The 20,285-nt window shown below is 49.9% G+C and carries 20 protein-coding genes; 9 read left to right on the top strand and 11 right to left on the bottom strand.

Going from position 1 to position 20,285, the window contains the following annotated elements:
- Positions 1 to 10: 10 nt before the first annotated feature.
- Positions 11 to 484, bottom strand: coding sequence for a ribosomal protein S18-alanine N-acetyltransferase (gene rimI, locus QM579_RS03115; protein WP_414997761.1), 474 nt, complete (start codon positions 482 to 484; stop codon positions 11 to 13).
- Between rimI and QM579_RS03110 the strand changes: the two genes are divergently transcribed.
- Complete coding sequence (locus QM579_RS03110) at positions 483 to 995, top strand: NUDIX hydrolase (protein ID WP_414997760.1); 513 nt, start codon at positions 483 to 485, stop codon at positions 993 to 995. The genes rimI and QM579_RS03110 overlap by 2 nt on opposite strands.
- Before the next feature lie 38 nt (positions 996 to 1,033).
- Here the strand turns inward: QM579_RS03110 and QM579_RS03105 are convergent, their stop codons facing one another.
- From QM579_RS03105 to QM579_RS03095, 3 genes are all read right to left on the bottom strand, one after another.
- Positions 1,034 to 1,819 (bottom strand): inositol monophosphatase family protein, encoded by a 786-nt coding sequence (locus QM579_RS03105; RefSeq protein WP_414997759.1) that lies wholly within the window; start codon positions 1,817 to 1,819, stop codon positions 1,034 to 1,036.
- A gap of 122 nt (positions 1,820 to 1,941) precedes the next feature.
- Entirely contained in the window at positions 1,942 to 2,967 is a 1,026-nt protein-coding gene (locus tag QM579_RS03100) for a rod shape-determining protein (protein WP_414997758.1), read from the bottom strand.
- A 2-nt stretch (positions 2,968 to 2,969) separates the two neighbouring features.
- Positions 2,970 to 4,007: a GAF domain-containing protein gene (locus QM579_RS03095; RefSeq protein WP_414997757.1), complete on the bottom strand. Its 1,038-nt coding sequence runs from the start codon at positions 4,005 to 4,007 to the stop codon at positions 2,970 to 2,972.
- Between the two features lie 285 nt (positions 4,008 to 4,292).
- On the opposite strand from QM579_RS03095, the gene QM579_RS03090 reads away from it, so the two are divergent.
- Genes QM579_RS03090 through QM579_RS03075 form a run of 4 tightly spaced genes read left to right on the top strand, consistent with a single transcriptional unit; the run spans position 4,293 to position 8,822 of the window.
- A complete protein-coding gene (locus QM579_RS03090) occupies positions 4,293 to 6,011 on the top strand; it encodes a hypothetical protein (protein WP_414997756.1) in 1,719 nt (572 codons plus the stop codon).
- Positions 6,008 to 6,763: a 16S rRNA (uracil(1498)-N(3))-methyltransferase gene (locus QM579_RS03085; protein WP_414997755.1), complete on the top strand. Its 756-nt coding sequence runs from the start codon at positions 6,008 to 6,010 to the stop codon at positions 6,761 to 6,763. Before QM579_RS03090 ends, QM579_RS03085 begins: the two co-directional genes overlap by 4 nt.
- Positions 6,760 to 7,983 carry a replication-associated recombination protein A gene (locus QM579_RS03080; RefSeq protein ID WP_414997754.1) on the top strand — a complete coding sequence of 408 codons (1,224 nt, stop codon included), beginning with the start codon at positions 6,760 to 6,762 and terminating at the stop codon, positions 7,981 to 7,983. The genes QM579_RS03085 and QM579_RS03080 overlap by 4 nt, the downstream gene beginning before the upstream one ends.
- Before the next feature lie 2 nt (positions 7,984 to 7,985).
- Positions 7,986 to 8,822, top strand: coding sequence for a lysophospholipid acyltransferase family protein (locus tag QM579_RS03075; RefSeq protein WP_414997753.1), 837 nt, complete (start codon positions 7,986 to 7,988; stop codon positions 8,820 to 8,822).
- 284 nt (positions 8,823 to 9,106) lie between these two features.
- On the opposite strand, the gene QM579_RS03070 is transcribed toward QM579_RS03075, so the two are convergent.
- The 4 genes from QM579_RS03070 to QM579_RS03055 form a co-directional block, all read right to left on the bottom strand.
- Positions 9,107 to 9,523 (bottom strand): hypothetical protein, encoded by a 417-nt coding sequence (locus QM579_RS03070; protein ID WP_414997752.1) that lies wholly within the window; start codon positions 9,521 to 9,523, stop codon positions 9,107 to 9,109.
- 52 nt (positions 9,524 to 9,575) lie between these two features.
- On the bottom strand, positions 9,576 to 11,042 hold the full coding sequence (locus QM579_RS03065; RefSeq protein ID WP_414997751.1) for a DUF438 domain-containing protein: 1,467 nt from the start codon (positions 11,040 to 11,042) through the stop codon (positions 9,576 to 9,578).
- Between the two features lie 59 nt (positions 11,043 to 11,101).
- Complete coding sequence (locus QM579_RS03060; RefSeq protein WP_414997750.1) at positions 11,102 to 11,422, bottom strand: cupin domain-containing protein; 321 nt, start codon at positions 11,420 to 11,422, stop codon at positions 11,102 to 11,104.
- Positions 11,423 to 11,689: 267 nt separating this feature from the next.
- Positions 11,690 to 12,148, bottom strand: coding sequence for a pyridoxamine 5'-phosphate oxidase family protein (locus QM579_RS03055; RefSeq protein WP_414997749.1), 459 nt, complete (start codon positions 12,146 to 12,148; stop codon positions 11,690 to 11,692).
- A 159-nt stretch (positions 12,149 to 12,307) separates the two neighbouring features.
- Here QM579_RS03055 and QM579_RS03050 point away from each other — a divergent pair, with 159 nt between their 5' ends.
- The 4 genes from QM579_RS03050 (at position 12,308) to QM579_RS03035 (ending at position 15,673) form a co-directional block, all read left to right on the top strand.
- Complete coding sequence (locus tag QM579_RS03050) at positions 12,308 to 13,732, top strand: PLP-dependent aminotransferase family protein (RefSeq protein ID WP_414997748.1); 1,425 nt, start codon at positions 12,308 to 12,310, stop codon at positions 13,730 to 13,732.
- Between the two features lie 95 nt (positions 13,733 to 13,827).
- Positions 13,828 to 14,394, top strand: coding sequence for a bifunctional transcriptional activator/DNA repair enzyme AdaA (locus QM579_RS03045; RefSeq protein WP_414997747.1), 567 nt, complete (start codon positions 13,828 to 13,830; stop codon positions 14,392 to 14,394).
- Between the two features lie 99 nt (positions 14,395 to 14,493).
- Positions 14,494 to 15,003, top strand: a complete 510-nt coding sequence (locus QM579_RS03040; RefSeq protein ID WP_414997746.1) for a methylated-DNA--[protein]-cysteine S-methyltransferase — start codon at positions 14,494 to 14,496, stop codon at positions 15,001 to 15,003.
- Positions 14,981 to 15,673, top strand: a complete 693-nt coding sequence (locus QM579_RS03035) for a DNA-3-methyladenine glycosylase family protein (protein ID WP_414997745.1) — start codon at positions 14,981 to 14,983, stop codon at positions 15,671 to 15,673. The genes QM579_RS03040 and QM579_RS03035 overlap by 23 nt, the downstream gene beginning before the upstream one ends.
- Before the next feature lie 189 nt (positions 15,674 to 15,862).
- Here the strand turns inward: QM579_RS03035 and QM579_RS03030 are convergent, their stop codons facing one another.
- The 3 genes from QM579_RS03030 to QM579_RS03020 form a co-directional block, all read right to left on the bottom strand.
- Positions 15,863 to 16,372, bottom strand: a complete 510-nt coding sequence (locus tag QM579_RS03030) for a nitroreductase family protein (RefSeq protein WP_414997744.1) — start codon at positions 16,370 to 16,372, stop codon at positions 15,863 to 15,865.
- Between the two features lie 194 nt (positions 16,373 to 16,566).
- A complete protein-coding gene (locus QM579_RS03025) occupies positions 16,567 to 18,861 on the bottom strand; it encodes an FAD-dependent oxidoreductase (RefSeq protein WP_414997743.1) in 2,295 nt (764 codons plus the stop codon).
- A gap of 22 nt (positions 18,862 to 18,883) precedes the next feature.
- A partial coding sequence (locus tag QM579_RS03020; protein ID WP_414997742.1) for a glutamate synthase-related protein occupies positions 18,884 to 20,285 on the bottom strand: 1,402 nt, incomplete at its 5' end.

Genomic DNA, 20,285 nt, shown 5'->3' with positions numbered 1-20,285 from the left:
CTCTTGCACGTTATGACTGACAGGAGTTCAGCTCACACAGGTAGATAAGGGCGTCTTCACCTGTGTCGGCATAATAGTTGCGGCGCTGCCCCACGTGCTGAAAGCCACAGCCTTCGTATAATGAAATGGCAGCCTTGTTTCCTTTTCGTACTTCAAGCAAGACTCTATGAATATCCATTTTGCGAGCCAGGCGCAAGGTCGTGCGCAGGATGCGTTTTCCGTGCCCAAGACGCCGGATATGCGGCCTCACTGCCAGGTTGAGTATTTCCAGTTCATCTCCTGTATGGTAAATGGAGATGTAGCCTGCGAGAGCTTCGCCGCAAAAAAGGCCAAAAGCAGCAAAAGCTTTTTGTTTAAAGGCCGCGCGACACTGCTCCTCAGACCACGGCAATGTAAAACACTCTCGCTCAATTGCAGACATTTTTTCGGCATCGGATGCTTCAAGTTGCTGCATGCGACACGCCTGCCCTGCGGACATGCTCATGAAAATTATTCCTTATAGTGGCCTAAAAAACCCTGCTCAATCTTTGGAAGTTGTTGATTTAAATAATATTCCACTGTGTATTATGGCAAAAGAAGATGTTTTACGTCAGCATTTGCCGCACCGCACAGTTGTGCTGCTTGTTCGAGATAGAACCGGGCGCTCACTGTTAACCCTGTCTGAACAGGGTTGGAGTTTTTCATCATATGGGTATGTTCCAGCAGGTATGGCATGCGAAAACTGTGCTCAAGAGCTTCTGTCTCAGGAATGGAATCAAGAAGGTGGTAGGCTTGCCTGTTTGGGCTTCATGCCGCCTTCAGAAGAAAATGGTCAGACCTTTCTTCATCTGTACACAGCCTGCCTGCCGCGCTCTATAGTTAACTCAAGAGCTGCAGCACGTGACAGGCATCTGCTGGTAGATCAAGATGAATTACAGGGGCTGGAAGCGCACTTCGGCGATCTTCTTTCTCCCATTATGCGCGCTGCCATCGAGGGTGGGCATCTTTTCCGTTGATGAAGACCATCAGGTACTGGCCTTGAAACTTGCTGTTGCTACGTTGTTGGGCTCAACAAATCAACGGCCAGAGCATGCAGACGACCGTTACTGGCAAGAAGAGGGTCGCCAAAGCGCAAGGGTGCGCCTGTAAGGCTGCTGATGCGTCCGCCCGCTTCTTCCACGAGCAGCATGCCTGCTGCGTAGTCCCACGGCTTGAGCCCTGCTTCGTAAAAAATATCCAATTTACCGCTGGCAACATAGGCCAGATCTATTGAGGCTGCGCCAATGCGACGTACGCCTTGAGCTATGGGCAAAACCAGAGCAAGCCGCTCCATTACTTCCGGCAGCCGTTTGGCGATGTCATACGGAAAACCTGTGCCTACAAGGGCATCGTTAAGGCTGTCCACTCTACTTACGGCGATTGGTTCGCCATTGCAAAAAGCTCCGTGCCCCCTCGCTGCCCAGTAGCAACGTTGCAACATGGGCACATTGACAATGCCAAGTTCAACGCGCCCCTTGTGCCATAAGGCTACAGAAGTTCCCACTTGTGGAATGCGGTGTACAAAATTGGTTGTGCCGTCAACAGGATCAATAATCCAGCAAAGATCAGCAGGAGCGTCATCGTCTGCGCTGCTCTCTTCTGCCAAGAAGCATGCGCCTGGCACCAGGTCCACCAGTTTTTCTTTCAGAAAGGCCTCGACGGCCAAATCTGTCTGAGTGACCAGATCAATACTGCCTTTATGCCGTACATTGCTGGGTAGCGCCCAGTGCTCGCGTATGATTTCCCCGCTTTGCAGTACAATGTCCACACAGCTTTTGAGAATTGAATTAACATCAATCATAAGAAATCCTTATTTCAAGACAACGAGGATGTGCTTGCCATCATTTAATCAGGCACAAGAAAACAAGCGTTCAATTTATTTTCTACGCTTCTGCTTAAACGCTTATGGCATTTGGGTGACGATTAGTTGATAAAGACGGATCGGTAAGTTTCACGGTCAAGCATGGCTTTAGCCGTGCCGCGAAGCACTGTGGTAAGCGGGTCTTTGTCCACAAAAACCTTGAGTCGGGTTTCTCGGGCAATATACTGGTCGAGCCCCTTGAGTAGCGAACCGCCACCAGCCATAAGCATGCCGTTGCGGTAAATGTCAGCGGCCAATTCAGGGGGCGTTTTTTCCAAAGCTCGCAAAACAACTTCAAGGATGGCTTGAACTGGTTCGCGTAAGGCTTCACGAATATGCGCCTCTGTCACTTTAACCACACGCGGGCCACCGCGCACCATATCCTTGCCTGAAACTTCCAGAATGGGAGCATTGGGAATGGGCATGGCAGAGCCAATGATTTTTTTTACATTTTCAGCCGTGTTGTCGCCAATTTCCATACGAAAAGCATCACGCATAAAGCGCTGAACGGCCATGTTCATTGCATCTCCAGCCACACGCACAGACTGGGTATTGGCAACGCCGGACAGCGTGATAACCGCCACCTCACTTGTGCCACCACCGATGTCCAGAACCAGATTGCCCAAGGGTTCGTGAATGGGCAAATCCGCTCCAATGGCGGCGGCCATTGGCTCTTCAATCATTGAAATATCAACAGCGCCAGCCAGCATGGCCGCATCAATGACTGCTCTTTTTTCAACCTGAGTGATACCTGTGGGTATACAGATAGACATGGAAGGCCGGACTAGACGAAGGCCTGTGATGGCCTTGCGCACGAAGTATGAAATCATGGCTCGAGTGACGTCAAAGTCCGCAATAACGCCGTCTTTCATTGGCCGTACTGCGCGAATACGCTGTGGCGTTCGGCCAATATATTCCTTGGCTGCTGTTCCGACAGACAGGACTTTGCCCGTTTGGGCGTCAAGGGCCACAACTGACGGCTCATTGACGACAATGCCGTGCGCCCTGGTGTAAAGCAGGGTGTTGGCGGTGCCAAGATCCATGGCTATGTCTTTCGACAGAAAACGGAAAAAGCGCCGCAGGAACATAGCTAATATTCTTTTTGAGGTGGCATGGGGGCGCTGTCAGGGTCATACGCCTGGGGGCCGTCACTGTGCACACGGGCTCTTGGCAGCATAGTACGCAAACGTACCTTGAGGTATAGGTTTTCCAGAAAAAGGGCGAGATGATCTACTGCCTGGCGAACAAAGCTGCGCATGGATTCGTCAATCTGGCGGGGTTGGGTGTGCGCCAGACACAACACACCGCGAGTGCTTTTATTGACCATAACAGGCATGCAGATTGCCGCCTGAAAATCGGGCATATCGGGCAGCTTGCCAAAAAGTACGGCAGAGGGAGCTCCCTCTACGCCTTCTGCAACAACGGGCTGGTCGTTATGGAATACCCAGCCGGTTATGCCGCTGCCCATTGGCAGGATGAGGGGTTCCGGCCCTTCAAGAAGAAGGCGTGCTGATTCTGCCTCAACACAATATGTTTCGCCTGGAGTGTCCACTGAGGCAAATGCGCAGTAGTCAAAGCCTGTAGCTTCAACCATAATACGTAGGTAATTCTGTAAAAATTGTGGCCAGCGCTTATAGCGGAAGCGCAGATCCTGTATGACACCCAACTCCACAAAGTAACGTGGAATGTTGCCAGCCATATCCTGACGCCCCTTGCTGCCCTGCTGCCTCGCTATCAATTCGGCAAACATTTGCAATATTTTGTGATCTTTGTCAGAAAAAGAATACTGTCTTTTGCTGTCAACGCACAACGCGCCCCCGGTTGGTACGGGGCACCCCATAAAGGCCTTGATACTGGCCTCTTCCCCACCAGAGTAATAGCCAAGATTGCTTTGCCGTTGATCAAAATTAGGCACAAGAAGTGGCTGCCTGTTGCGTATAATCCAGCCAACCAGACCCTTGCCAGGCAATACGGTGGTGTTGGCTCCAACCTTGTCGCCAAGGCTGAAAGAGGCTGCGAGGTGGTGCCCTTCGCCCTCTTCATCAGGCAAAAACAAAACAACCGAGTATGCGTCAAAAACGCTGCAAACAATACTGAGTATATGCTTTTCCAAAGGATTTTCAGTCATGGTTCTGTCGATTTTATGGTGATGCGGACTGGCCGCCAAATATATTAAATAAGCTCATTTCTTGTAGCAAAGCGTACCGCCCCCCGCAACTGCTCTTTTGCACTTAAGGTGGCACGGCAAGTTGAGCGGTCAAAAAAAAACAGACTGAAAAATTACAAGAATGGAATATTGATACCTGTAAAGGCTTGACTCTTGTGAGAAATATTTATTTATCAAGTATGACTACTGGAATTATTTTTAAAATAAGTATAAAAAATTGTGAAAGACTGATATGCAGGTGTACAAATGATTAAGTGGCAAGAGGTTTTCAGCAAAAATGGTCAGCCTTGGCGGGATGCAACGTGCTTATCCGCCCCTGTTGCCATCAGTGACCTCGAGCCCCTCAAAAAATTTCTTGATGCCGTACATGTGCGTTTCTGCCTGGTGAAGCCTTACCAGGAAAACAAGAATTATCCTGTTGTAGAGGGGCGTGAACTTCTGCCCTCCTTTGACAACGACATGTTTGAGTACAGAGAGCTGCCGGGCTTTGCTATGGTGGCTTTTGCCCGCCAGCTGGACTATTTTTCTGAAATTTTTCAATTTGACAGGCTGCACCCGGTCATTACTGAAGGTGAGGGTGCGAGCTGCCCATTGGAAAATCAGGTGATGGGGCAGAACCTGCAGACTTTGGCCTCACGCCTGCCGCGTATACATCAGGATGTTTTTCGCCAGCAGTTTCGCTCTACAGATACCGTGCAGCTTGAAAATTATCCCGCCCTTATGCCCTACCTTCTCAATATGGACAGAGCCCAGGTATTAGCCTGGGATGCGGATAATCAGTTTCACTTGGCTGGCGTATTTGCCTCTTTTCCCTCTGACATTGACAGTGAGCTCAAGCGATTCGGTATTCGCATAGGTAAGTTTGTCTATGGCGACAGTGATATTTATGAACTAAACCGTATGTTCGTATATCAATACCTCATGGAGCTTTATGGCTTTCCCATTGTGTCGGAACGCCGTACCTCAAGTGCGCTTTTTGCGCGCAAGCTACACAAAATGGGTGAGCATTTTCTTTTGCGGGTTCTTGGGCAAACTGACCGCACCTTGACCACCTATATATCTACAGGCGGAAACCAGCGGTATCCCATGCTGGAAAAAATTGCCCTGGTGGCTGTGGATGCTGACCATGACGAAGCTCTTGAAATTATAGACCGTGACGGATTTTTTCTTGATAAGCCACGGCGCGTGGTGATTCTGCGCGTTAAATATCGCCAGCATACCTTTGACTCCAGCAACGTACGTCAAGACCGTGCCCTTTCAGTGGTGGCCCAGGAAGTACTGCACCCGCTCACAGGGGAACCGCTTACTGGACTCAACCTGATTAAAGATACTTCCAACATGTTTCTGCGCCTCAACGATATTGTGCGCGGTGAATTCACAGGGCGTATTACTTTCAAGCGCACAGAAGTGGTAGAAAATACCGATACGCATGAAAAAAGGCTCAAGTTTCTGTATAGCTGGCTGACCAAGCATCAGCGCCGCATGATAAGCTATAGCGACGAGTTTTTTTCCAATGTCAGCAAGGTATTGTGTAACTATCTTTATTCCCCTGACAACGACGAAGCTTTTGAAGGCTTGCGTGACCTGTATCAGGAAGTTTGCACCCGTTTCAGTTATATTCAGCAGGCTCGGCGTGTTCGCATCCTTGAGGATTTATGCACGCGTAACTGCAAGGGCGTTCACATCACCTATCGGCAGATGCTTAGCGAGGCAGTGGCGCTGCTCAATGAACTGAAATTTGAAGTAGTCAATTTCTTTCCAGTACTGGTGGACAGTATTATTGACTGTGTTGAAAAGATGTTGCGTGATCGCTATCTTCAGCGCCAGTACCTCGACCCCCCGGAGGAAAGTCTGACTTCAGCCGGGATTGAGATTCGAAAAAATTATGGACGCCTTGTTTCCTTGCAGGATGGCTTTAAAGCTGTGCGTAAGGCGCGAGTCGGCAAGGAAAGCATTCTAGCATGAGTTTGGCTTTATTTTATCTTCCCCCTGAACAGTGGGGACATGAGGTACGGCTTGAAGGTCAGGAAGCTCGTCACCTGAGTCAGGTGTTGCGGCTTGGCCCTGGCAGCGAAGTGGGACTGCTGGATGGTCAAGGACGGCTGGGCCGTTTTGTTGTAGGCAAAGCTGGCAAAAAAAATGTCGACCTTGAGCGGGTGGATGAAAAAATTCTGCCTCAGCCCGAAGCCCGCGCAATAGTGGCTCTTGCTTTCAGCAAGGCCGTGCGACGGGGCTTTTTTATGGAAAAAGCTGTGGAACTGGGAGCGTCCGGCGTATGGCTGTGGCAAGGCGATCACAGCCAAGGCAGCCTTTCCGCCTCTGTGCAGGAGGCCTGTCTGGGGCAGCTCATTGCCGGTGCCAAGCAGTGCGGCAACCCCTGGTTGCCAGACGTGAAGATACTTAAAGGCGGGGTGGAAGATCTCGCCAAGCATGCAGCCAATGCCGACTATCGCATCTTGCCGTGGGAAGCGCAGGATGATGTGCCCATGCTTTCACCGAATATGGCAGGACAACCGGGCCTGACCGTGTATGTTATTGGCCCTGAAGGCGGCTTTTCTGCACGTGAACTGCACACGCTCAGAGCGTCAGGCTTTACTGCAGTGAGCCTGGGCACTCGCGTGTTGCGGTGTGAAACAGCAGCAACCCTTTGTCTGGGCATTCACTGGTGGGCGTCACAGTTGCCAAAGACTTCTCTTCCCGGGACGGCGCATTCATGACTGTGACCAAGCCTCTGCCCGAACGCATGCGCCCGGATGATTTGGCGCTCTTTCTTGGCCAAACCCATTTGGGTGGGCGCCTGCGTTCTCTCATGCAAGCTCAGCGTCTGCCGAGTCTTCTTTTTTTTGGCCCTCCTGGCTGTGGCAAGTCCACTCTTGCCTTATTGCTGGCCAAATCATCGGGCAAAAATTTCTTGCGTCTCAGCGCTCCTGAAGCTGGTTTACAGCACCTGCGACGTTCCCTTTCCGGTGTAGACATTCTTGTGCTGGATGAATTGCACCGCTTTTCCAAGGCACAACAGGATTTTTTTCTGCCACTGGTCGAATCAGGTGAGTTGACTCTGTTGGCCACGACAACGGAAAATCCTTCTTTCAGTGTCACACGGCAATTACTTTCACGTCTTCACGTATTGCGCCTGCGGCCTTTGGGACGTGCAGAGCTTCTTGAGCTTGCAAAACGTGGTGCCGCAGACTTGCAGACAGAGATGTCCGAAGAGCTGGCAGACTTGCTCGCAGGCGTTGCTCATGGCGATGCCCGTACACTTTTGAATCTTGTTGAATATGTTGCCGCCCTGCCCGCTGACTTGCGCGAACTTGAGCATATTAAAGCTGCCCTGCCGGAAGTGCTGGTGCGTCATGACAAGGACGGCGACAATCACTACGAACTGGCTTCAGCACTCATCAAATCCATTCGCGGTAGCGATGTTGACGCCGCTCTTTACTACCTTGCCTGCCTGCTTGAGGGTGGTGAAGATCCCCGTTTTATTTGTCGGCGTCTTATTTTGTCGGCTTCGGAAGATATCGGTCTGGCCGACCCCGATGCGCTGACACTGGCCGTTTCATGCCAACAGGCCGTGGAGTTCGTGGGGATGCCGGAGGGCTTTATTCCTTTGGCTGAAACCGTGACCTATCTTGCAATGGCCCGTAAAAGCAACGCCTCGTACGCGGCTTATCTTAACGCCCAACGAGAAATCAAACTGAACGGGCCCCGCCCGGTGCCCTTGCACCTGCGCAATCCTTCAACACAATTGCAAAAAGAATGGGGATACGGCAAAGAATACAAATATCCCCATAACTATCCAGACTCTTGGATCGAACAGTCTTATTTGCCGCCAGAGCTGGAAGGACGCCGCTTCTATCAGCCCCGCGAAAACGGTGAAGAGCCTCGCCTTTCTCAGTGGTGGCGCAAGTTGCATAAAATCAAAAAAACGGAAGACTAGGCATGCATCGCTTTGTTGAAGGCGCTTTTGCGCAAAAATTTCTCACGGGCAATACCTATACGAGTCTTGATGCGCGCGTGGGCTTGTTCACTCGCCTGTTTCCTTCCATCAGTTTTTATAGCCGGCTGTTTGGTGGGCCGTTGCGTTGGCTGTGCTCCAAAGCTGCCAAGGGACAATGTGATGACGCAGCCTGGGTACACGCCAGCGTGTGGGTTTCTGACCTGATGGAGCGCATTGGTTGCCCCATTGAGGTACAGGGTATGGATGCCATTAATGAAGTGGATGGCCCCTGCCTTTTTGTGGCCAATCACATGAGCACGCTGGAAACATTCATGCTGCCGGGTATGATACGGCCAAGGCGACCCGTAACCTTTGTGGTTAAAAAAAGTTTGACGACCATGCCCCTTTTTGGGCCTGTCATGTGTTCGCGTGATCCAATAGTTGTGGGGCGTACCAACCCTCGTGAAGATTTGACGGCTGTTCTTGAGGGTGGCCTTGAGCGACTCAAAAAAGGAATATCCATTATTGTTTTTCCCCAGAGTACGCGGTCGTTGGTTTTTGATCAGAGTCAGTTCAACTCTATTGGAGTCAAGCTTGCCCGTAAGGCCGGAGTGCCAGTGGTTCCTCTTGCCCTGAAAACAGACGCATGGGGTCAGGGCCGAAAGATAAAAGAACTAGGCCCTGTAAAACCTGGCATGCCTGTGCGCTACTCTTTCGCCAAGCCAATGTATATTCAGGGGCAAGGCAAAGAAGAGCACGCGGCTATTTGTCAGCATATTGCCTGCTACCTTGAAGGCTGGCAGCAACATGATGGAATTAACGCTACGGTGCCTAATTAAGAGTTTGGAAATATACTCGTGGCTAGGCCCCAACTGGTACGGGTTGAATCAGCCTAAACAATGCCTGCTACTGCAAATTGGCGCATAACATGAGCACGGCGTAGAGATGTTTTAAGTTTTTTACTCTTTAGCTGCCTGTTTTTCTGCGTGTGCAGAGCTAATGTATGAGTAATCATGCCATTATAAAGAACGCAACGCCCCGCCGATATATTATAGGCGGGGCGTTCTGAATTTATCTATTTGAACTGGCTAGTTTGCTATGTATAAGCGAATACCGGGAAGGGCTAGCCACCTTGCACAGCGGATTCTGTTGTTTCCATTTTCTTTTGAAGCTTTTTGCAATACAGCGAAAAAAGATAACTGGAGACTGGCCGTACTGTCATCACCGCAAAAAAAAGCATAAAATACAGCATTGAATCAATGAACAGCATGGGGGTTGAGCGGTCTTCAAAGCCCAGTCCGCTAAGATACCCATGCAGTTTCAAAATAGCCCAGCATGCCAGAAAAAAAACGCCAATGGCATACAGAAAGCATCTGTCCTTGGCTTTTCGCAGCTGTTTTTCCATACACTTCCTTCCGCAAGCGAACGTTAGTAAGGCCTTCGCCCTGTTTTTAGAAACATCTAATGTTCGCACAGAACGAAGTTTTTCGCTAGTGTTTACTATAGCAAGAGCTGAGAAAAAATAAATTAAAGAGGGCAAGGAGTTGCACACTCCTTGCCCTCTTTGTAAATACCTGGTCGGTATTGCCTGGTCACTCCCATTCAAGCAAACGCTTTTGCCCGGTCAGAGACCGCAAGTGTGTGGCGTCTTGCCCCACTTCAAGGCAGCCCAGATATGTCCCCTGCTTGTTTTTAAGCGCCAAATATTGAATATGAATGAACTTGCCGCCAAGCTCCAGCCAAAATTCAGCTTTATCGCGCTCGCCTCTCTTAAAGGCTTCCAGTATTTCAGTGACCATATGAACAGACTTGGAAGGATGGCAGTTTTTTACCTCGCGTCCGATAACAGCGGCGCTCCTCGGGAAGATGCGGTGCGCGCTGTCAGAATAGTAGGCAACCCTGTCGTCTGGGCCAACAAAGCTGACATCCACGGGCAGGTTACACAAAATGGCATCAACAACCTCTTGCGGCAGCTGCCCTGTTGAAAGATCTACAAGATCCGGACGAACTGCTGTTTCTGCTGGTTTTACCGGGGTCCATTCACCGTCGGGAGTTATGCCGAATGAGTAGCCGATTTCATCGTCACCTATGCGGCAGCGGCTCCAGTCTTCTTCGGTAAGCAGCTGAAGGCACATGGGCAGAAGAATATTTTCTTCTTTCCGTATCATCTCATCAACTTCATCCACCAGATCATGCAAGGCAGCGGACCCGTCCACTCTGTTTTTTTCAGCCAAAAGCTCCTGCGTACGGCGGAATTTACTTCTAATGTCATCATGCACCTCCCACATGACCTTGCCGGGTGCGCTCAGATCATGCTTTTCAAGCAGAGGGAACAGCTGATTTTCCTTGCGAACATAGTGGGTTTGAATGCCGGCAAGTTCCTGAGTTAGAAAGCTGAGGCGGCCAAGCATGAAAGGCCATTCAGATTCAGCAGGTTCCCTGGATGCGCCCAGAACTTCCCTTGTTTCATCCACAAGCTTTTTTGCCTGAGAATTTTCCTTCAAATACGTGTGAACTGGATGTCCTGATGGAACCGGAGGCATTTGCTGTTCTTCCAAGGCGCTCTGGAACAGGGCTGCATGCAGATGACACATCCTTTTTATTTCTGTCTCGGGCAATCCTTCGTTTACGAGAGTTTGCTCAAGCGCTGCAATTTCTTGTGGCGAGATATCACCAACGGTTTGATTGAACTTGTCCTGCAGCTTGCTGAACTCCACTCCGTCATGAAGATCTTTGATTATTTCCTTGAGCGCGGCCATGCGCACTTCTTGAGGCATTTTTCTGTCGCCCGACTGCACGTTCATACTGGCTGGAGGCGTAATTTCAACAGGTTGGCCGGTATTGAGCATTATTTCGCCAGCAATAAACAAGAGCAGTGAAAGCACACTCTCATTACCCATTCCAGCAGCTTTTTCAACAGATGCAACACGCCCAACTGTCTGTCGCATCAGGGGGTTTTTTAGTTTTTCAAAACTCTTGTTGCGCGTTGCCAGCGAGTCAATGAGAAAAGGATATTCCTTGGTGAGGGTATAAATACTCGTATCCTTGGTCAGCAACATGGCTACCTCTGCTTGTTATACAGCATGTTCGGGTCTGTGCGAACCGAAGCAATGGTTGGCTAGATAGGCGGGGTTATGGTCACCAGCAGGCGCATGCGTGTAGTTGCCTCCACACCGTGCGGCTCACGGATTTCAGAAATAAGTATATCTCCAGCAGCGGCAGGAAGCCTGGCGCCATCTGCCCCCAGGAAAAACCCCTCCCCTTCAAGTATCTGTATTGAGAGTTCTCCATCCAAATCATGCGAATGGACGGGAAAAGTCACGCCAGCATCAAGGTTGAAGTTTATAATCTTGAAGTTGGGAGAATCCTCAACAAGAAAAAAACGCTTCATTGCATTTGCCGAAAATTCGCGTGTGGTTTCAAGCTGTAGTATCTTCATGATATTCCCTTTGCCGCGCATGGCTATTTTTTGGAATTGGCATTGTTAGTACTACCGTAGAAATGAGCTGATTTATTTTCTGTGATGGTGCTCACAATTGTGCACGAATTTCATGTTTTCTAACCAATATAGTATATCACAACATTCCTCTGTCAAATTAAAGCATGTCACCTATTATACAGTTGAGTGTTGGCATGCATAGAAAACACACCAACACTGCTCGAAAATTCGCCTGCATGTGGCTATTTGAAAAAGCTTTTTCCACGCCTAGGCTGGATAGTGCTTCCCAGTGCAGGACTCAATAGATATTTCAACAACTCCAGTCATTTTTAACATAGCATCAGGGTAAGATTTGCCCGAATGCTGCGGTGTGTATTTATCAACAAGAACGTTTAGAACCGTGATCTTGGCATCAGTATCCGTGATCAGGACGGCATGCCCTCTGATGATCACGCTTTCATAGCTTGTGTTTGTATCACAAGGCAGTTCATCTTGAACATACTCATGCATCTTCTCAACTTCGAAGCAAACACGATCGTCTTTTTTTATATTGGCGAGCTTTTCTCCTGCAGCCAACCCGTGAATAAATATTTTGTCTGACATGAAAACAAAATGCACGGGGGTTATATAGGGAAATCCATCCGCGCCCGTGGTGGCCAGTCGACCAATTTGTTCTGAGGTCAGCAGTTCAACTATTTTTTCCTGTGGCAGTGGATATTTTTTCATTCTTGCCTGCATAATACCCCTCGTATATGTTTATGTGCCCTGATCATAGCAATGTTTTTGTACGAATGAACAGGGACAGTTTCGCTTTTTTTTGCCTGACACCCGGCGTATTTGCCGTTCGGGGCTCAATAAATTCGTTTTTCTCCTGTGGAGAGGGCTATGCTAAAACTGGATGCCGCCAGCAATATGCCGCTTTTTCAGCAAATATATTGCCAGATACGGGCGGATATATTGTCTGGAGCAAGACCTGAAGGCACAAGGCTACCGTCTCTACGAGCTATGTCAAAAGAGATGCAACTTGGAAAAAATACAATTGAAAGCGCATATGCCCAGCTTGCTCTTGAAGGCTATATAGCAGCCATCCCAGGCAGTGGATACAAGGTTAATCCCATTTATGGGCTTTTGCACCAGATCGAATCCAATCCGACTGTAGCATTTTCCCTCTCGGGCAATGATCATGCACAGAAGGTTAATCAGCATTATCGCTATAATTTCAGCTATGAAAATTCTGATGGCTCAACCTTTCCCAATACCATCTGGCGCAAACTGACATCTCAAATTTTGACTGATGATGCCCCCGCTTCGGGCTATTCCACTGAAATGCATTCGTATGGTGACGCTGCGGGTTATTTGCCGCTGCGTCACCAACTGGCATCGTATCTCTACCGCAGCCGCGGGGTCAGATGCACAGCCGAACAGGTAGTCATATGCAGCGGATTGCAGCCATCAATCATGTCTATTTTGCGTCTGCTTCAAGGTGAATGCAACATCATCGCCCTTGAAGATCCAGGCTATCACGGAGCAAGAGCTGTTTATGAATGTTTTAATACCAACACTATCGCTGTTCCTGTAAATGGCGACGGGCTGGACCTTGCCGTACTGGTCAACTCGTCTGCCAGAGTGGCGCATATCGCTCCTTCTCACCAGTTTCCAACTGGCGTTGTCATGCCCATCAGCAAGCGTATGGAGATTTTGAGTTGGGCGATAGAAAACGAATCATTCATTATTGAAGATGATTATGACAGTGAACTGCGTTATAGCGGACGTCCTATCCCATCAATGCAATCAATTGATACAAATGGGCGTGTTATTTACCTGGGTACCTTCTCAAAAGTGCTCTCCCCCGGCCTGCGAATGTCCTATATGGTACTGCCCCCACTGCTTTATCAGCGCTTCTGCGAAATTTTTTCCGGTTTTCAATGCACAGTTCCGTGGCTTGAGCAGGCAGTGCTGACACGCTTTATGGCCAATGGACTTTGGGAAAGGCATCTTAGAAAGATATGCCTGCAAAAAAAGAAAAAGCATGATGTGTTTGTAAATACTGTTAATCAACTTTGGGGCGAGCGCGCAATTATTCACGGCCATAATGCCGGTTTGCACATTCTGCTTGAATTTACTGACGGGGCAAGTGAAAAAGAACTCGTAAGCAAAGCCGCGTTGTCAGGAATTAAGGTATATCCAGCTTCCAACCTTTGGAAGGATAAGGCGCTGTGTCCTAAAAACTGTCTCTTTATGGGATATGGCATGCTGTCTGAATCAGATATTGTAAGCGCTTTAAAAGTATTGAAGGCTGCGTGGTGTTGAACCTGCCTGTTAACTGTATGAATTGGATCTTGGAAATGAGTAAGACCTTCGAAGGCAGAGGTGTTACAGTACTGCTGTAACAGGGTGAGGTTCCCATGATCAATCTTTCAGAAGAGACAATGTGGCAGGCAATCGTTGCCTGCGATTCCGCGTATGACGGGTTATTTTTTTATGGAGTAAAGACCGTTGGCGTGTATTGTCGCCCTTCATGCAAATCGCGAACTCCCCTGCGAAAAAACACGCTCTTCTTTACGACGGAGAATGATGCCAAAGACGCAGGCTTCCGGCCCTGTAAGCGCTGCCGGCCAGAATTAGCCATGCATGATCCTGCTGCAAAACTAGCTGAGCAGGCAAGGCAACTTTTTGAAAACCATTATGATAATCGCGCTCTGCTAGCTGCTGAAGTGCAACAACTGGGGGTTACACAAAGTCATTTGGCCGTTGTTTTCCGGCAGTACTATGGCATGGCCCCTGCGCAGTATCTTGGCTGCAAAAGAGAACAGCAAGCGAAAAAAATGTTGGCAGAAACTGACATGTCTATCATTGATATTGCCGCCGATATTGGTTTTAGCAGCTTACCAGCTTTTTATAGCTTTTTTAAAAGGCAGACGGGCACTACCCCAAAAAAATTTCGTATCTTTTCAAAAAACATCAGCCAATGAGTGCAGGCTCTTACGCAATGCCTTGCACGATTTATAAAGTACGAGGCAGGCTGAAAAAGCGAAAAATCCATTGATGAACGAACTGAATAGAGGCTATTTATGAAAAATATATGGGTTTATAACTTCCCCATAGGCAAAATTGGCATCGCTGCTGATGGTGAAAGTATATGTCAGGTTTTCTTCAGTACTGAAGAATCACCTCAAGATTTTGAGCTGGCAGAAACTCCTGTGATCAAGAAGGCTTCAGAGCAGCTTGCAGAATACTTTGATGGCAAGCGAAAAGACTTTGATCTGCCCTTAAAACTTGAAGGTACCAAGTTCCAAAAAGCAGTGTGGCAGGCTTTGCTCACTATTCCCGCTGGTGAAACGCGTAGCTACAAAGACATCGCGATCTTGGTTGGTAATCCCGGCGGTAGCCGGGCTGTGGGGATGGCCAATAACCGTAACCCGGTGGCCGTTATTGTGCCCTGCCATCGAGTCATCGGACAGGACGGAAGCCTGACTGGCTACGCAGGAGGTCTTTCCATTAAACAGTACCTGTTAAATCTTGAAAAAATTTGGCGCCCTGCTCCGCCGGAAAAGAATCATGATCAACACAAATTATTTTGAATACGGCGAAACGGAAAAGCAGTGGCTCAGGTCGCGTGATTCCTTGCTTGCCGATGCAATGGACAAAATCGGGCACATCCATCGTGAGGTACAGCCCGATTTGTTCAAGGCGCTCATAAACTCTATTGTTGGCCAACAAATATCTACCAAGGCCCAAGTGACCATATGGAAGCGGATGCAAGAGCGCCTTGATCCTGTCTCGCCGGAAAATTTTGGCAATATTGATGCGGAAAGCCTGCAGGCATGCGGCATATCTATGCGTAAAGCCTTGTATATCAAAAGCATCACTGATGCGGTACTGGATGGCAGCCTGAGCCTGAAACTGTTGCCCGCCTTGACGGATGCTGAAATAAGCGCTCAGCTTGTCCAGCTAAAGGGGATAGGCCTCTGGACAGCTGAAATGCTTATGATTTTTTCGATGCAGCGCCCCAATATCTTGAGTTGGGACGATCTGGCCATTCAGCGCGGTCTGCGCATGCTGTACAGGCATCGCAAAGTTACTCCAAGCCTTTTTGCCAAGTACAAAAAACGTTATGCGCCCTACTCTTCCATAGCCAGCCTGTATCTTTGGGCTATTGCGGGAGGAGCCTGCGCTGACCTTACAGACCCTGTACCGGGAAAATCCAAACCCAAAAAGCAAATAATTAAGCACCCATCTACAGGCATTTAAATATTTCAATGCCAATGTTTGTATTTGTGATGCAGACGAAAAGCAAAAAAGGCCGAACGAAGAATGAAATTCTTGGTTCGGCCTTTTGATTGATCAATAGTTTTTCTAAAGTGAGCTTTGCTCGCTAAAAGCCGTAATGGCGTGTCTTAACTATTTGAAATGATGTTTCTCAAAGGTAATTTGCTCTCGCTACCAGCCATTATGATGAATTTTTTCAGCTTTAAAACGGTCGGCTTCACTAAAAGGTTGAGCTGGATGACCAACAACTACAAGAGCTAGAATATTAATATCCGCCGGAATTTTCAGTAAATGGCGAATGGGTTCCACCCTGTCCTCAAGCGGGTGCATGCCGCACCATACTGTCCCCAGATTTTTGCCTCGCGCCGCCAACAGTATGTTCTGCAACGCAGCAGTGCAGTCTTGCTGCCAGTAACGGGGCTCTTTGGCCTCAGCGGGGTTGGCGCAGACAATTATAGCCAATGGCGCCTTGGAAGCCATTTTGGCATAAGGATGTAGCTCGGCAATTTGGGCAAGCAAGGCTTTGTCGCGCACAGCCACAAAATGCCAGGGCTGACGATTATGTGCGCTGGGGGCAGCCATAGCCGCGCGCAGTATTGTTTCCAAATCAGCGTCACTCACGTCCTCAGATGTGAATTCACGGATACTGCGGCGTGTAAAAATAGCTTCAAGAACGTCCATGATTGTTTTCTCCTGAAAAATAACTGACGGGCAGAAAAATATGCACCATATCGGTTAAAAGGAAAAGCATATGACAAAACCGCGCGCCGCGGAGGTGTATCCAGCGACGCGCGGTTTTGTTTGTTAATTTACGCTCAAAGTGCAGGCCAGTGGACAGGCATGGCCTTATAACCTGCCCTGCCACATTTGAACGATTAGCTCATATCCCAGTTTGGATACATAGTCCAAATACCGCAGGGGCATATGCCTTCACAGATGCCGCAACCAATGCAGCGGGCAGGATCAGACACATATTCAAAACCGTCTTCATTCTGTTTACGGTCAATGGCTTTTTCCGGGCAGGATTTGAGGCACATTTTGCAATCACGGCAAGAGCCGCAACTGATGCAGCGACTGTGCTCATCCTGGGGGCTGGGAAGATCATTGTCATGACACTTGGCAAAGTAGGCTGTGTGCAGCCTCGTCGACGGAACAAGACGTTTTTCCGTTGGCGTGTAGCTTTCGCCGCGCGTCCAGGCGTCTGCCGAAAGTGCAGCCTCGCGGCCAGTGCCAATGGCATGTACCAGCAAACCGGGCTTGATAATATCACCAACGGCAAAAACGCCGTCCATAATACTCAGATCAGGCTTGGGAACAACCCATTCACGAAATTTCTCCAGTCCTTCAGGCAGAAAAGAGAGATCCGGTGATTCACCAACAGTGATAATGACCATTTCGCCAGGAATAAGTCTGCCTTCCTGAGTAACAATACCTTTGTCTGTTATTTCCTTGGTTTGGACGGGCCACACGAGTTTGCCGCCCAGAGCTTCAATCTGCTCAATTTCATGTTCAAAAGCGGCAGGTTTTTGCACGTCTATGCAGGTAACCAGCTTCGCACCCGAGGCGTAGGCCCCGGCTGCTGCATCCATGCCGGCGTTCCCGCACCCGATAACAATAACGTTTTCAGGTACTTTTGGAGGATGACCTTTATTTACCGCTTTAAGAAAATCAATGCCGGCAACGATTTTTTCGTGCCCTGGCCAAGGGAATATACGAGCGACATGTCCGCCAGTGGCGACAACAAGTGCTGTGTGCTTTTTGCGAAGTTCGCTGAATTTTTTGGCGTCTACCTTGCAGTCGTTCACAAAGTTTACGCCAACGTCTTGGATACGTTTGAGTTCTTTTTGCAGTAGATCATGGTTCAACCGGGCGCGGGGAATGACCTGTTCAAGCTTGCCCCCCATAACCGCATCTGCCTCGTATACCGTGACGTCGTGGCCCATGCGGGCCAACTGCCATGCTGCGGTAAGACCACCAACACCACCACCAATAACGCCGACGTGCTTACCCGTGCGTTTTTTGGCCTTGGGAATTTTTATGTCAGCCGAGCAGGAGCCAAGCCCGCCAATTTGCACGGGGCTGTCCAACTGGGTACGCGTGCAACTTTGCATGCAGGGGTTGGGGCACACGCTGCCACAGACGGACCCGGGAAAGGGCGTATAATCCAGTACCAACCGGTACGCCTCATCTACTTTGCCCTCGCGCAGCAGATTAAAGCGCACCTGGCTGGGAATGGAAGCCGGGCAGTTAAACTCACAAGGGGCGGCATAGCGCGCATTTTCCCACAAAGGTACACGCTGACGGTAATCACCCCGCGCTACAAGCCCGTTGACGGCAAAGTCGTCTGGAGCAACATCGCTAAAGATACCATCAATAACCCATTCCTTGGCACGAAACTGCTCCAGGCTGGGCGTTTCTTCATGTTCTCTTTCTTGAAAGGGCAAAGGAGTGATCTTTTTCCAATGCTTCCAGACAGAAAGTTCTTTACGCAGATGTGGCTTATTGATGGCATCCAGAAAGTTGTCCAGTCCGGTTTCAAGCCATGCAATATCTGTTGCATCTACCGGGCTGACGCGCACGTCCTGGGACAAATTGCCCACTGGGCCCCTGAAATAGACTGCACCGCCCACCATGCCGACACAAGGACGTTCGCCCAAGATAGACGACATAGTCTGACTTTCATAACCGCAAATTACGGCTTTGCCCCCACCCATAAACTCAAACGAAAAGCTGCCCACACTTTTGAGCACCCACAGTTCGGGAGCCGAAAACATAGGGTCATGTTTCATCAGTGAGCCGGAGCGTGTGCCCGCACGCCCACCAATATACACAGTGCCAGCAGCGGCGCAGTGCGCAGCTGTGTCGCCAGCATCACCGCGCACGGTAATGCTGCCACCCGCATTGAGCCAGCCCACGTCAGCAGGAGCTGAACCTTCAACCAGTACTTCAGTGTCGGGCAGGCACATTGAGCCAACCCGCTGGCCAGGATTGCTCACAGTGAACGTAAGCTTTTTGCCATCTTTGTTCCAAAGCGGGCCACCGATGTCGTGCTGACCCGATGCTTCAATATAAAAATCTGTCTCGCCCTTCTCCACCGCGGCCTCAATAGCCAGCAGCAGATCCTGGGTAGACATGCGCTCATGATTTTGCAGTGTATTTACGCGCAACATACTGTCATCCTCGTGCAAAGTGCTAGCAGGCATACTGAATGCCAAGTTTGTCGGCCACGGCCTTGTCTGTGGCTACCAGCGCATCTGAACGTCCAACTGGCATGGAGCTGTTGCCCACAGGGGCCAGCAGCTTGCGCAGTTCGGAGTCAAAGGCCAGCATGTAGTCCACAATATTCTGTGCGCCCTTGTCCACATCAAGTCGTCTAACAAGACGCGGATCCTGAGTGCAGATGCCTGTGGGACATTTGCCAGTATTGCAGGCGTTGCAACGCCCTTTTTCGTTGCCCACACACCCGAGTAGCTGGATAAGTATTTTGCCGATGATAACGCCATTGGCTCCAAGGCAGATCATCTTGAAAGCGTCGGCTGCCGCATTGCCAGAAAGGCCGATGCCGCCGCCGGCCCACAAAGGAATCTGCCCTTGCAGCCCTTGAGCTACCGCTGCCTGATAGCAGTCGCGCAACTTGGATACGATGGGGTGCCCAGTGTGCTCCAGCGAAACCTCGTTGGCTGCGCCGGTACCGCCCTGTATGCCGTCGATAAAGAAACCGCCGCAAATCTTGTACGGATCGCGCAGCAGGTTGTTATACACCGAGACTGAAGTGGCCGAGGCCGCACATTTGATGGCCACCGGTACACGAAAACCAAAGGCCGCATTGAGCGAAAGGTGCATTTTCTGCACGGATTCTTCAATGGAATACAAACCCTGATGGTTCGGCGGCGAATGCAGGGTCGCCCTGGGTACGCCACGGATGGCCTGAATGTGCGGAGCCACTTTGGCTGCGGGCAGCAGGCCCCCGTCGCCGGGCTTCGCGCCCTGCCCGATTTTGATAAGAACCCCTGCGGGATCAACTTTCATGCGCGGCATAGCCCGGATAATGCGGTTCCAGCCAAAATGACCGGAGGCAATTTGCAGGATCATGTACTTTAGCTGCTCAGATTCCAGCAATTTGCTTGGCATACCGCCTTCACCTGAACACATGCGCACAGGCAGCCCGCATTTTTCATTCAGATACGCCGTGGCAACAGCAATGGCTTCCCAGGCCCGGGTAGATAGAGCACCGATGCTCATATCACTGAAGATAGCCGGGTAAATCCAGTTCACTGTCGGCGTGCGGTCAGTAAGTATAAGATTTGATCCTTCCACACGCAGGGGCAGTTCTTGAGCCAGCATGACCCGGCCCAAAGGCGAGCGGATATCAAAGGTATGCCTTTCCGAATCCAGAGCCGGGTCAGTCATCTGGCTGATGCGGCCCACAACGATGGAATCAAGCGTGCGCGGCATGGCAAGGTTGCTGCGCCCGCCACGTTTGATCGGGCCATGCCCCCGTGCCAGCATGGGAAACCGCTGGTCTACATTGCGCACAGGGCGAATAGCCTGGTTTGGGCATATTTTTTCGCACATGCCGCAACCCACACAAGCG

Source organism: Desulfovibrio sp. (assembly GCF_047607245.1).
Lineage (GTDB): Bacteria > Desulfobacterota > Desulfovibrionia > Desulfovibrionales > Desulfovibrionaceae > Desulfovibrio.
This window is presented reverse-complemented; position numbering and strand designations above follow the sequence as displayed.